10 protein-coding genes are annotated in these 13,236 nt (G+C 60.0%); all 10 read left to right on the forward strand.

What is annotated here, in order from left to right:
- The first annotated feature begins 6 nt into the window (after positions 1 to 6).
- On the forward strand, positions 7 to 576 hold the full coding sequence (locus tag ACMXYH_RS02780; protein WP_415766230.1) for a HutD/Ves family protein: 570 nt from the start codon (positions 7 to 9) through the stop codon (positions 574 to 576).
- Positions 577 to 1,036: 460 nt separating this feature from the next.
- Positions 1,037 to 2,725, forward strand: a complete 1,689-nt coding sequence (hutU, locus tag ACMXYH_RS02785; RefSeq protein ID WP_134419626.1) for a urocanate hydratase — start codon at positions 1,037 to 1,039, stop codon at positions 2,723 to 2,725.
- A 176-nt stretch (positions 2,726 to 2,901) separates the two neighbouring features.
- Positions 2,902 to 4,374: a purine-cytosine permease family protein gene (locus ACMXYH_RS02790; RefSeq protein WP_415766231.1), complete on the forward strand. Its 1,473-nt coding sequence runs from the start codon at positions 2,902 to 2,904 to the stop codon at positions 4,372 to 4,374.
- A 68-nt stretch (positions 4,375 to 4,442) separates the two neighbouring features.
- Complete coding sequence (locus tag ACMXYH_RS02795; RefSeq protein ID WP_134419630.1) at positions 4,443 to 5,411, forward strand: ABC transporter substrate-binding protein; 969 nt, start codon at positions 4,443 to 4,445, stop codon at positions 5,409 to 5,411.
- A gap of 70 nt (positions 5,412 to 5,481) precedes the next feature.
- Complete coding sequence (locus tag ACMXYH_RS02800; RefSeq protein WP_129439221.1) at positions 5,482 to 6,333, forward strand: ABC transporter permease; 852 nt, start codon at positions 5,482 to 5,484, stop codon at positions 6,331 to 6,333.
- Positions 6,330 to 7,160 carry a quaternary amine ABC transporter ATP-binding protein gene (locus ACMXYH_RS02805; RefSeq protein WP_008149478.1) on the forward strand — a complete coding sequence of 277 codons (831 nt, stop codon included), beginning with the start codon at positions 6,330 to 6,332 and terminating at the stop codon, positions 7,158 to 7,160. Before ACMXYH_RS02800 ends, ACMXYH_RS02805 begins: the two co-directional genes overlap by 4 nt.
- Positions 7,161 to 7,311: 151 nt before the next feature.
- Entirely contained in the window at positions 7,312 to 8,835 is a 1,524-nt protein-coding gene (gene hutH / locus ACMXYH_RS02810) for a histidine ammonia-lyase (protein ID WP_415766234.1), read from the forward strand.
- Positions 8,836 to 8,950: 115 nt separating this feature from the next.
- Positions 8,951 to 10,483, forward strand: a complete 1,533-nt coding sequence (gene hutH, locus ACMXYH_RS02815; protein WP_415766235.1) for a histidine ammonia-lyase — start codon at positions 8,951 to 8,953, stop codon at positions 10,481 to 10,483.
- 111 nt (positions 10,484 to 10,594) lie between these two features.
- Entirely contained in the window at positions 10,595 to 12,004 is a 1,410-nt protein-coding gene (locus ACMXYH_RS02820; RefSeq protein WP_415766236.1) for an amino acid permease, read from the forward strand.
- 17 nt (positions 12,005 to 12,021) lie between these two features.
- Positions 12,022 to 13,227 (forward strand): imidazolonepropionase, encoded by a 1,206-nt coding sequence (hutI, locus tag ACMXYH_RS02825; protein WP_415766237.1) that lies wholly within the window; start codon positions 12,022 to 12,024, stop codon positions 13,225 to 13,227.
- The last annotated feature ends 9 nt before the right edge of the window (positions 13,228 to 13,236 follow it).

The raw sequence follows: 13,236 nt of genomic DNA on the forward strand, positions 1-13,236 counted from the left end.
GCATAAATGAGTCAGTTCAAGGTTCTACGTGCAATAGATTACCCACGCATGCCATGGAAAAACGGCGGCGGCAGCACTGAAGAAATCACCCGTGATGGAGGTGCCGGCCTTGAGGGTTTCGGCTGGCGCCTGTCGATTGCCGATATCGGCGAGTCGGGCGGTTTCTCGACATTCGCGGGCTATGAGCGAGTGATCACTGTGCTGCAAGGCGACGGCATGACCTTGCGGGTTGATGGTCAGGACACGCGGCCATTGTTACCGCTGGACCCGTTTGCCTTCAGCGGCGAGAGCCAGGTTTCCTGCACATTGCTCGGTGGGCCGATCCGCGACTTCAACCTGATTTATGCGCCGCAGCGTTATAGCGCGCGATTGCAGTGGCTGGACGGCGAGCAACGGTTTTTCAGCTCGGCAGGCACGGTGCTCGTGTTCAGTGTCACCGACGAGCTTGAAGTGAAGGTTGGTAACAGTGCCTCACAACTCGGTCGCCATGATTGCCTGCAACTCGACGGTAACGCCGGCCTGCTGGAAGTCTCCAGCAATGGCCCATGCTGCGTGATCGAGCTGACTGCACGCTGATTCAAAATACCTAAAAGATCGCAGCCTCGTTTCACTCGACAGCTCCTACAAGATGAACACCATCCCTGTAGGAGCTGTCGAGTGAAACGAGGCTGCGATCTTTTGCTTTTCAACGTTCCCGAATGCGCACCAACTTGTTACCGAACGCCCCAGCGTGGCGCAAAACCCCGCTCAAGTAACAGCTGTAACCCTCCTCGCAAAATCCCCCCGAAAAATTTCATCTTTGCCAGAACCCTTGATCCAGGCGCTTTCCAGCCCTTTAAAAATTTTTCTTGAACACTCATCCAGCAAGTTGGCCGCTTGATTGCATATGCTTGTATGTACAAGTAAAGACGTATGCGTATGAGTCGATCGAGACTCCTCGCAACGTCCACTGATTCGCTTGTGTCGCTTTGACGCGCACAGGCTGGCTTACCCACCGCCAGGGTTGGTTTGGATTGATCGCTGAGGAGTCTTTTTCGTGACTGACAATACCCAGAAACCTACGAAGTATCGTGACGTTGAAATTCGTGCCGCTCGCGGTAACAAGCTGACCGCCAAAAGCTGGCTGACTGAAGCGCCGCTGCGCATGCTGATGAATAACCTCGACCCGGAAGTCGCCGAGAACCCTAAAGAACTGGTGGTTTACGGTGGTATCGGCCGTGCAGCACGTAACTGGGAATGCTACGACAAGATCGTCGAAAGCCTGACCAACCTGAACGACGACGAGACCCTGCTGGTGCAATCCGGCAAGCCGGTCGGCGTGTTCAAGACTCACAGCAACGCCCCGCGCGTACTGATCGCCAACTCCAACCTGGTGCCACACTGGGCGAGCTGGGAACACTTCAACGAACTCGACGCCAAAGGCCTGGCCATGTACGGCCAGATGACCGCCGGCAGCTGGATCTACATCGGTAGCCAGGGCATCGTTCAAGGCACCTACGAAACCTTCGTCGAAGCCGGTCGCCAACACTACAACGATGACCTGAAAGGTCGTTGGGTTCTGACCGCAGGCCTGGGCGGCATGGGCGGCGCTCAGCCTCTGGCCGCGACCCTGGCCGGCGCTTGCTCGCTGAACATCGAATGCCAGCAGGTCAGCATCGATTTCCGTTTGAACAGCCGTTATGTCGATGAGCAAGCCACCGACCTCGACGACGCTCTGGCCCGCATCGCCAAATACACCAAGGAAGGCAAAGCGATTTCCATCGCCCTGTTGGGTAACGCGGCCGAAATCCTGCCAGAACTGGTCAAGCGCGGTGTGCGCCCGGACATGGTCACCGACCAGACCAGTGCCCACGACCCGCTCAACGGTTACCTGCCAGCCGGCTGGACCTGGGAAGAGTACCGCGCTCGCGCCAAGACCGAGCCAGCCGCTGTCGTCAAAGCCGCCAAGCAATCCATGGCCGTGCACGTTAAAGCGATGCTCGAATTCCAGAAGATGGGCATTCCGACCTTCGACTACGGCAACAACATCCGTCAGATGGCCCAGGAAGAAGGCGTCGAGAACGCATTCGACTTCCCGGGTTTCGTACCGGCTTACATCCGTCCGCTGTTCTGCCGCGGTATCGGTCCGTTCCGTTGGGCTGCACTGTCGGGCGATCCGCAAGACATCTACAAAACCGACGCCAAGGTAAAAGAACTGATCCCGGACGACGCCCACCTGCACAACTGGCTGGACATGGCCCGCGAGCGCATCAGCTTCCAGGGTCTGCCGGCACGTATCTGCTGGGTTGGCCTGGGCCTGCGCGCCAAGCTTGGTCTGGCGTTCAACGAAATGGTTCGCAGCGGTGAATTGTCCGCGCCAATCGTGATCGGTCGCGACCACCTGGACTCCGGTTCGGTCGCCAGCCCGAACCGCGAAACCGAATCGATGCAGGACGGTTCCGATGCCGTGTCCGACTGGCCACTGCTCAACGCTCTGCTCAATACCGCGAGCGGCGCGACCTGGGTTTCCCTGCACCACGGCGGTGGCGTCGGCATGGGCTTCTCCCAGCACTCGGGCATGGTGATTGTCTGCGACGGTACTGACGAAGCGGCCGAGCGTATCGCTCGCGTCCTGCACAACGACCCGGCTACCGGTGTCATGCGTCACGCCGATGCGGGTTACCAGATCGCGATCGACTGCGCCAAGGAGCAGGGGCTGAACCTGCCGATGATTACCGGCAAATAATGCAGTACCTGTGGAACTGCTTTACCTGTGGGAGCGAGCTTGCTCGCGATTGCGATCTGTCAGTCAGCACAGGTGTTGAATGTGCTGACCTCATCGCGAGCAAGCTCGCTCCCACAGAAAAGCGGCTCCACACAGACTCATAGCGAATTCCAATAACAATCCACAGAGGTTGAATCATGGCTGTTAACAGCGATCGTGCAGGCAGTAAACCGTTGATCGAGAAGCGTTCGATCGACTACATCCCGGAAGCGGAGAGACACGGTCGTCTGTTGAGCCAGTTCACCCTGTGGATGGGTGCCAACCTGCAAATCACCGCGATTGTCACCGGGGCTCTGGCCGTGGTGCTGGGCGGTGATGTGTTCTGGTCGTTGATCGGTCTGTTGATCGGTCAACTGCTCGGCGGTGGCGTAATGGCGCTGCATGCCGCGCAAGGGCCCAAGCTTGGCCTGCCGCAGATGATCTCCAGCCGGGTACAGTTCGGCGTGTATGGCGCGGCCATCCCGATCGTGCTGGTCTGTCTGATGTACCTCGGCTTCACCGCAACGGGAACCGTGCTTTCCGGCCAGGCGCTGGGCCAGTTGTTTGGCGTCAGCGACAGCGTCGGCATCCTGATTTTCGCCAGTGTCATCGTGCTGGTCACGGTGCTCGGTTATCGAGTGATCCATTGGATTGGCCGTGTTGCCAGTGTTATTGGTGTGATCGCCTTCGTTTACCTGTTCAGCCGTCTGATGAGCCAGACCGACGTTGGCGCGCTTCTGCAAATCCGCCACTTCAGTTGGAGCAGCTTCCTGCTGGCGGTGTCGCTCGCGGCGTCCTGGCAGATCGCCTTCGGCCCGTACGTGGCGGACTATTCTCGCTACTTGCCAAGCAAGACGTCATCGGTGAAAACCTTTTTCGCCGCGGGTGCGGGTTCGGTGATTGGCGCACAGGTGGCGATGATCCTCGGCGTGCTTGCCGCCGCCTCGGCCAACGGGCAGTTCGCCGGCCACGAAGTGGCCTACATCGTAGGTCTGGGCGGTACCGGTGCCACCGCTGCGCTGCTGTACTTCAGCATCGCGTTCGGCAAGGTCACCATCTCCACGCTGAACTCCTATGGCAGCTTCATGTGCATTGCGACCGTCATCAGCGGTTTCCGTGGTGACCTGAAAGTAACGCGCTTGCAGCGTCTGGTCTTCGTGCTGGTCATCGTCGGTACTGCGACCCTGATGGCGTTGCTCGGTCAGCACTCGTTCCTCGGCGCGTTCAAGTCTTTCATCCTGTTCTTGCTGGCGTTCTTTACGCCTTGGAGCGCGATCAACCTGGTGGACTACTACTGCATCACTCGCGAGCGCTATGACGTGCCGGCGCTGGCCGATCCGAACGGTCGCTACGGTCGCTGGAACCCGCTCGGTATCAGCGTCTATGTCTTCGGTGTGCTGGTGCAACTGCCGTTTATCTCCTCCAAGTTTTATACCGGTCCGCTGGTGGCCGCTCTGGGTGATGTAGATATTTCCTGGATCATTGGTTTGGTGCTTCCCGCAGCCCTGTATTACGTGTGTGCGAAAAAATGGCACAGCGCAGTACCCGATCAACTGATCCTGCCGGTCGAGCAGGACAGCGTTGCACAACCTAAAACAAGCGGGGCCGGTCGCGCTGCGGCGCAGGCCTGATTGGACGTGGACAGGGCTGGATGCCTCTTGACTGCCGTAAGCCAACTCATGATTAGGAGCGTCACACAATGAAATCGAACAAGACCCTGCTGACCACATTGCTTTCCATGGGCCTGCTGGCCAGCGCCGGCGCCACTCAGGCGGCGGGTTGGTGCGAGTCGGGTAAACCGGTGAAGTTCGCCGGCCTGAACTGGGAAAGCGCCATGCTGCTGACCGACGTGCTGCAAGTCGTGTTGGAGAAAGGCTACGACTGCAAGACCGACAGCCTGCCGGGCAACTCCATCACCATGGAAAACGCCCTGAGCAGCAACGATATTCAAATCTTCGCCGAAGAGTGGGTCGGCCGTAGCGAAGTCTGGAACAAGGCCGAGAAGGCCGGCAAGGTTGTCGGTGTCGGCGCTCCAGTCGTTGGCGCAATCGAAGGCTGGTACGTGCCGCGTTACGTGATCGAAGGCGACGCCAAGCGCAAGCTGGAGCCTAAAGCCCCGGACCTGAAAGCCATCGCCGATCTGGGTAAATACGCTGCAGTGTTCAAGGATCAGGAAGAGCCATCCAAGGGCCGTTTCTACAACTGCCCGGCCGGCTGGACCTGTGAGCTGGACAACAGCGAAATGCTGAAAAGCTACGGCCTGGAAAGCACCTACACCAACTTCCGTCCGGGCACCGGCCCGGCGCTGGATGCCGCGGTGCTGTCGAGCTACAAACGTGGCGAGCCGATCCTGTTCTACTACTGGTCGCCAACCCCGCTGATGGGCCAGGTTGATCTGGTGAAACTCGAAGAGAAACCAGGCGTGGACAAGCGCGTGACCATCAAGGTCGGCCTGTCCAAAACCTTCCACGAGCAAGCCCCGGAACTGGTGGCGGTGCTGGAGAAGGTCAACCTGCCAATCGACCTGCTCAACCAGAACCTCGGGCGCATGGCCAAAGAGCGGATCGAGTCACCAAAACTGGCGAAAATCTTCCTCAAGGAACATCCTGAAGTCTGGCACGCATGGGTGAGCGAAGACGCAGCCAAAAAGATCGACGCGGCCTTGTAGGTTGAGCCTCTCCGACTGCCCTGAGCGGCAGTCGGATGCTTGATCGCAACCCCTTGATTGAGAGCCTCTTATGTTTCCCGAAAGCTTTACCTTTTCCATCGCCGACTGGGTCAACAGTTGGGTCGATTCGCTGGTCACCAACTACGGCGACGTGTTCCGGCAAATCTCCGACACCCTGTTGTGGGCCATCGTCAATCTTGAAGGGCTGCTGCGTGCGGCACCCTGGTGGCTGATGCTGGCGATCGTGGCGGGCGTTGCCTGGCACGCGACCCGCAAAGTCGTGACCACCGCCGTGATCGTTGGCTTGTTGTTCCTGGTGGGTGCGGTCGGCCTCTGGGACAAGCTGATGCAGACCCTGGCGCTGATGATGGTGGCGACCATCATTTCGGTGATGATCGGCATTCCGCTGGGCATTCTTTCGGCGCGCAGCAATCGCCTGCGTTCGATATTGATGCCGCTGCTGGACATCATGCAGACCATGCCGAGTTTCGTGTACCTGATCCCGGTGCTGATGCTGTTCGGCCTGGGCAAGGTCCCGGCGATTTTCGCCACCGTGATCTACGCCGCACCACCGCTGATCCGCCTGACTGATCTGGGTATTCGCCAGGTCGACGGCGAAGTGATGGAAGCGATCAACGCCTTCGGTGCCAACCGCTGGCAACAACTGTTTGGCGTGCAACTTCCGCTGGCCCTGCCGAGCATCATGGCCGGGATCAACCAGACCACCATGATGGCCCTGTCGATGGTAGTGATTGCCTCGATGATCGGTGCCCGTGGCCTGGGTGAAGACGTGTTGGTGGGGATTCAGACCCTCAACGTCGGACGTGGTCTTGAGGCGGGTCTGGCGATCGTGATTCTGGCAGTGGTTATCGACCGTATTACTCAGGCGTATGGTCGGGCACGGCATGAGGTGAGCAAATGAACAACGAAGCCATCAGCAAAATCGAAGTCAAAAACGTCTTCAAGATTTTCGGCAACCGTTCCAAGGATGCGCTGGCCATGATCGGCCAGGGCAAAACCAAAGATCAGGTGCTGTCCGAAACCGGCTGTGTGGTCGGCGTGAACGACTTGTCCCTGAGCATCGGCACCGGCGAGATCTTCGTGATCATGGGGCTGTCGGGTTCCGGCAAGTCGACGCTGGTGCGCCACTTCAATCGCCTGATCGACCCGACCAGCGGCGCGATCCTGGTGGACGGCGTGGACATCCTGCAATACGACATGGAAGCCCTGCGCGAATTTCGCCGGCACAAGATCAGCATGGTGTTCCAGAGCTTCGGCCTGCTGCCGCACAAGACCGTGGTGGATAACGTCGCCTACGGCCTGAAAGTGCGTGGCGAGACCAAGCAAATGTGCTCCGAGCGCGCGCTGCACTGGATCAACACCGTGGGCCTCAAGGGCTACGAAAACAAATACCCGCATCAGCTCTCGGGCGGCATGCGTCAGCGTGTGGGCCTGGCTCGCGCCTTGGCGGCAGACACCGACATCATCCTGATGGACGAAGCCTTCAGTGCCCTCGACCCGCTGATTCGCGCCGAAATGCAGGACCAGTTGCTGGAACTGCAAAAGACCCTGCACAAGACCATCGTCTTCATCACCCACGACCTCGACGAGGCCGTGCGTATCGGCAACCGCATTGCGATTCTCAAGGATGGCCGCCTGATTCAGGTGGGTACGCCAAGAGAGATCCTGCATTCGCCGGCGGATGAGTATGTCGATCGGTTCGTACAGCGTCGGGCTGCGGTGGTTTAAAGGTTTGCGGTGTTTGTGCTGGCCTCTTCGCGAGCAAGCTCGCTCCCACAGGGATTTTGTGAACGCTGGAGATCCACTGTGGGAGCGAGCTTGCTCGCGATGAGGCCGGTGAAGCTGCATCAATATTCAAGTTGTACGCACGAGGTTGAAGATGTCCCAGGCTGAAAAAATCGTTATCGCCGACGCCCCGTTGCGTTGGCAGGATGTGGTCGCCGTAGCCCGCCATGGCGCGCAGCTTGAGCTGTCGCCACAGACCTGGGCACGGATCGAAAATGCCCAGGCGATCGTCCAGCGCATCGTCGTCAGCGGCGAGCGCGCCTATGGCGTCAACACCGGCCTCGGCGCGTTGTGCAATGTCTCGCTCAAAGACGAACAACTCAGCCAACTGTCGCGCAACACCTTGCTCAGTCACGCCTGTGGCGTCGGCGCGCCATTGGCCGACGAACAGACCCGCGCAATCATCTGCGCCGCCATCGTCAATTACAGCCACGGCAAATCCGGCATCCACCGCCGGGTGGTCGAAGCGCTGTTGGCGCTGCTCAATCGCGGCATTACGCCGCAAGTGCCGTCCCAGGGTTCGGTCGGTTACCTGACCCATATGGCCCACATCAGCATCGCGCTGCTGGGTGTCGGCAATGTCAGCTATCGCGGGCAGATCGTTTCCGCGCAGCAAGCCCTGGCCGAAGAAGGTCTGCAACCGGTTCAGCTGGGTGCCAAAGATGGCCTGTGCCTGGTGAACGGCACGCCGTGCATGTCCGGCCTCAGTTGCCTGGCACTGGCCGACGCCACGCGTCTGGTGCAATGGGCCGACGTGATCGGCGCCATGAGCTTCGAAGCCCAGCGCGGTCAAATTGCCGCGTTCGATGCCGAGATCATCGCGCTCAAGCCGCATCCGGGCATGCAGCAAGTCGGCATCAACCTGCGGGCGTTGCTCGATGGCAGTGAAGTGATTGCCAGCAGCAAAGGCATTCGTACTCAGGATGCGCTGAGCATCCGCTCGATTCCGCAAGTTCACGGCGCCGCTCGCGATCAGCTTGAACACGCGAAAAAGCAGATCGAAACCGAACTCAACTCGGTCACCGACAACCCGATGCTGCTGGGCACGCCGGACGACTTCCGCGTCATGTCCCAAGCCAACCCGCACGGCCAATCCGTGGCCTTGGCGGCGGATTTGCTGGCGATCGCCATGGCGGAAATCGGCTCCATCGCCGAACGTCGTCTGGACCGTTTGATCAACCCGCATGTCAGCGGTTTGCCGGCATTCCTGGTGGCCAACCCGGGGGTGAATTCCGGGATGATGATCGTCCAGTACGTCGCCGCTTCGCTGTGTGCGGAAAATCGTCAGCTGGCGCAACCGGCCGTACTCGACAACTACGTCACCTCGGGCCTGCAGGAAGACCACCTGAGCCTGGGCACCAACGCCGCGTTGAAGCTGCATCGCGCCCTGGAAAACTGCACGCAGATCCTCGCCATCGAGTACCTGCTGGCGGCTCAGGCGTTTGAATTCCTCAAAGAACAACGCTTCGGCGCCGGCACCGATACGGCCTGGCGTCTGTTGCGCGAGCGGGTCCCGGCCTACGACCAGGACCGCTGGCTGGCACCGGACATCGCCAGTGCCGCCGCCGTTTTGAAAGACCCGATTTTGCTGCATAAAGTGTTACCGAACCTGAACTGATTTCCACCACACCAGCGTGCCAAGGCGCGGCTCCCCAGAAGGCGAGGCGCGACGGACAACGGACATCTCCGGAGCGTCTGGTGAGTTAATAGAAACTCTCAAAAGGAGCATAGAAATGACTGCGTTAAACCTTATCCCCGGCCAACTGAGCCTTGCCCAACTGCGTGATGTCTATCAGCAGCCGGTCAAAATCACCCTCGATGACAGCGCCTCGAACCAGATTGAAGCCAGCGTTGCCTGCGTGGAGCAGATCCTCGCCGAGAACCGCACCGCTTATGGCATCAACACCGGTTTCGGCCTGCTGGCTTCGACCCGTATCGCCAGCGAAGACCTGGAAAACCTGCAGCGCTCGCTGGTGCTGTCCCACGCCGCCGGTGTCGGCGAGCCGATCAGCGATGCGCTGGTTCGCTTGGTCATGGTGCTCAAGGTCAACAGCCTGAGCCGCGGTTTTTCCGGCATTCGTCGCGTAGTGATCGACGCGCTGATCGCCCTGATCAACGCCGAGGTTTACCCGCACATTCCATTGAAAGGTTCGGTCGGTGCCTCCGGTGACCTGGCGCCTTTGGCCCATATGTCGCTGGTGCTGCTGGGCGAAGGCAAGGCGCGCTACAAAGGCGAGTGGATGGAAGCCACCGAAGCGCTGAAAGTGGCCGGTCTGACTCCGCTGACCCTGGCTGCCAAAGAAGGTCTGGCGCTGCTCAACGGCACTCAGGTTTCTACCGCTTATGCATTGCGCGGTTTGTTCGAAGGCGAAGACCTGTTTGCTGGCGCCCTGGCCATTGGTGGTATGACTGTTGAAGCCGTGCTGGGCTCGCGCTCGCCGTTCGACGCGCGCATCCACGCCGCTCGTGGCCAGAAAGGCCAGATCGACGCCGCTGCCGCTTACCGCGACCTGCTGGGCGAGCGCAGCGAAGTGTCCGACTCGCACCAGAACTGCGAAAAGGTCCAGGACCCGTACTCCCTGCGCTGCCAGCCGCAAGTCATGGGCGCCTGCCTGACCCAGTTCCGCCAGGCTGCCGAAGTGCTGGCTATCGAAGCCAACGCGGTTTCCGACAACCCGCTAGTATTCGCCGCTGAAGGCGACGTGATCTCCGGCGGTAACTTCCACGCCGAACCGGTCGCCATGGCTGCCGACAACATGGCCTTGGCCATCGCTGAAATCGGTTCCCTGAGCGAACGTCGTATCTCGCTGATGATGGACAAGCACATGTCGCAACTGCCGCCGTTCCTGGTGGCCAATGGCGGCGTGAACTCCGGCTTCATGATCGCCCAGGTGACTGCTGCGGCATTGGCCAGCGAGAACAAGGCGTTGTCCCATCCGCACTCGGTGGACAGCCTGCCGACGTCGGCGAACCAGGAAGACCACGTTTCCATGGCGCCGGCTGCCGGCAAGCGTCTGTGGGAAATGGCCGAAAACACGCGCGGCGTTCTCGCGGTGGAATGGTTGGCGGCTTGTCAGGGTCTGGACCTGCGTGACGGTCTGAAGACTTCGACCAAGCTGGAAAAGGCTCGCGCCATCCTGCGTGCTGAAGTGCCGTTCTATGAGAAGGACCGGTTCTTTGCACCGGACATCAATGCTGCTAGCGAGCTTCTGGCGACTCGTTGCCTGAACGAGCTGGTTTCGGCGAAGTTGTTGCCTAGCCTGTAATAGCCTCTTCGCGAGCAAGCCCGCTCCCACAGGGTTTACGCAATCCAATGTGGGAGCGAGCCTGCTCGCGATTCGATCATTTCCTCCAATAAAAATAATTAAGGACGAGCAATGCAACAGCCAGAAAAGAGTTTGAAACGCGGGCTTTCTGCCCGACATATTCGCTTCATGGCACTGGGGTCGGCGATCGGCACCGGGCTGTTTTACGGTTCTGCCTCGGCCATTCAAATGGCCGGGCCTGCGGTCCTGCTCGCTTACCTGATCGGTGGTGCGGCGGTGTTCATGGTCATGCGCGCCCTCGGTGAGATGGCGGTGCACAACCCGGTGGCGGGCTCTTTCGGCCACTACGCCAGCACTTATCTTGGGCCGATGGCGGGCTTCATCCTCGGTTGGACCTACGCGTTTGAAATGGTCATCGTCGGCATGGCCGACGTCACCGCATTCGGTATTTACATGGGCTTCTGGTTTCCGGAAGTCGCCCGCTGGATCTGGGTACTGGGCATCGTTTCGGTAGTCGGCGGCTTGAACCTGTGCAACGTCAAAGTCTTCGGTGAAATGGAGTTCTGGCTGTCGCTGCTCAAGGTCGCGGCCATCGTCGCGATGATCCTCGGTGGCTTCGGCATCATGCTGTTCGGCATCAGCACGGCGCCCGGCGCCCAGGCGACCGACATCAGCAATCTCTGGAGCCATGGCGGCTTCATGCCCAATGGCGTGGGTGGCTTGATCGCTTCGTTCGCGGTGGTGATGTTTGCGTTTGGCGGCATTGAAATCATCGGCGTGACCGCCGGTGAAGCCAAAGACCCGCAACACGTGCTGCCCCGGGCGATCAATGCCGTACCGTTGCGTATCCTGCTGTTCTACGTGCTGACGATGTTCGTGCTGATGTCGATCTTTCCATGGCAGCAGATTGGCAGCCAAGGCAGTCCATTCGTGCAGATTTTCGACAACCTGGGGATCAGCTCGGCGGCGACCATTCTCAATATCGTGGTGATCTCGGCAGCGGTTTCGGCGATCAACAGTGACATCTTCGGCGCTGGCCGCATGATGTACGGTCTGGCCCAGCAAGGGCATGCGCCCAAAGGCTTCGCCCGCTTGTCGCGCAACGGTGTGCCATGGATGACCGTGGTGGTGATGAGCGTCGCGCTGCTGCTGGGCGTGCTGCTGAACTACCTGATTCCGGAAAACGTGTTCCTGTTGATCGCCTCTATCGCCACCTTTGCGACGGTGTGGGTCTGGTTGATGATTCTATTCACCCAAGTGGCCATGCGTCGCTCCATGAGTGCCGAGCAGGTCGCCCAACTGAAATTCCCGGTACCGTTCTGGCCTTATGCGCCGATGGCGGCGATTGCCTTCATGCTGTTCATCTTTGGCGTGTTGGGCTATTTCCCGGACACCCAGGCGGCTCTGATCGTCGGCGTGGTCTGGATTGTATTGCTGGTGCTGGCCTACCTGACGTGGGTGAAACCGGCGGCAGGGAAGGCAGTACCGGTGGAGCGGGAACCTTCTTTTTCTCATCGATAACCTAACGGAGGTCACGGATGAAAACTCTCTGGCAACACTGCCACGTCGCAACCATGGCGCAAGGCGCCTACTCGATCATCGAGGATGCGGCCATCGTGACGTCAGGAGCGCACATTGAGTGGATCGGCCCACGCGCTGAACTGCCGTCGGGCGAGTACCCGGCAGTCAATGATCTTAAAGGGGCCTGGGTGACGCCGGGCCTGATCGACTGCCACACCCACACGGTGTTCGGCGGTAACCGCAGCGGTGAATTCGAACAGCGTCTGCAAGGCGTCAGCTATGCAGAAATCGCAGCGGCCGGTGGTGGCATCGCCAGTACCGTGCGCGCCACTCGCGCGGCCACTGAAGACGAGCTGTTCGCCAGCGCCGCCAAGCGTCTGAAGAGCCTGATGCGCGACGGCGTGACCACCGTCGAGATGAAATCCGGCTACGGCCTGGACCTGGCCAGCGAACGCAAGATCTTGCGGGTCATCCGCCGTCTCGGCGCCGAGCTCCCGGTCAGCGTGCGCAGCACCTGCCTGGCCGCTCACGCCTTGCCGCCGGAATACGCGGACCGTGCCGACGACTACATCGATCACATCTGCGCCGAGATGCTTCCGGCCTTGGCCGCCGAAGGGCTGGTGGATGCGGTGGACGCGTTCTGCGAATACCTGGCGTTTTCGCCGGCGCAGGTCGAGCGGGTGTTCATCGCCGCACAACAACTTGGTCTGCCGGTGAAGCTGCACGCCGAACAGTTGTCGTCGTTGCATGGCTCGAGTCTGGCGGCGCGTTACCACGCACTGTCGGCCGATCATCTGGAATTCATGACCGAAGACGACGCGATCGCCATGGCCAAGTCCGGCACCGTCGCGGTGTTGCTGCCCGGCGCCTTCTACTTTCTGCGGGAAACCCAATTGCCGCCGATGGAGGCTCTGCGCAAACACGGCGTGAAAATTGCCATCGCCACCGACCTCAACCCAGGCACCTCACCGGCGCTGTCGTTGCGTTTGATGCTGAACATGGCGTGCACCTGTTTCCGCATGACCCCGGAAGAAGCCTTGGCTGGTGCAACGATTCATGCCGCCACGGCACTGGGCATGGCTGAAACCCACGGTTCGCTGGAAGTCGGCAAGTGTGCAGATTTCGTCGCCTGGCAAATCGATCGTCCGGCCGACCTCTCGTACTGGCTGGGCGGTGACCTGGAAAAACGCGTCGTGCGTCACGGCGTTGAAGTGAGCATTTAGGAGAACGGT

The sequence above is a fragment of the Pseudomonas frigoris genome (assembly GCF_047758635.1).
Lineage (GTDB): Bacteria > Pseudomonadota > Gammaproteobacteria > Pseudomonadales > Pseudomonadaceae > Aquipseudomonas > Aquipseudomonas frigoris.

Bases quoted from the DNA above. Each gene is read 5' to 3' on its own strand.
- ACMXYH_RS02780 (WP_415766230.1), top strand. From the start codon at position 7: ATGAGTCAGTTCAAGGTTCTACGTGCAATAGATTACCCACGCATGCCA.
- ACMXYH_RS02790 (WP_415766231.1), top strand. From the start codon at position 2,902: ATGGCTGTTAACAGCGATCGTGCAGGCAGTAAACCGTTGATCGAGAAG.
- ACMXYH_RS02795 (WP_134419630.1), top strand. From the start codon at position 4,443: ATGAAATCGAACAAGACCCTGCTGACCACATTGCTTTCCATGGGCCTG.
- ACMXYH_RS02800 (WP_129439221.1), top strand. From the start codon at position 5,482: ATGTTTCCCGAAAGCTTTACCTTTTCCATCGCCGACTGGGTCAACAGT.
- ACMXYH_RS02805 (WP_008149478.1), top strand. From the start codon at position 6,330: ATGAACAACGAAGCCATCAGCAAAATCGAAGTCAAAAACGTCTTCAAG.
- hutH (WP_415766234.1), top strand. From the start codon at position 7,312: ATGTCCCAGGCTGAAAAAATCGTTATCGCCGACGCCCCGTTGCGTTGG.
- hutH (WP_415766235.1), top strand. From the start codon at position 8,951: ATGACTGCGTTAAACCTTATCCCCGGCCAACTGAGCCTTGCCCAACTG.
- ACMXYH_RS02820 (WP_415766236.1), top strand. From the start codon at position 10,595: ATGCAACAGCCAGAAAAGAGTTTGAAACGCGGGCTTTCTGCCCGACAT.
- hutI (WP_415766237.1), top strand. From the start codon at position 12,022: ATGAAAACTCTCTGGCAACACTGCCACGTCGCAACCATGGCGCAAGGC.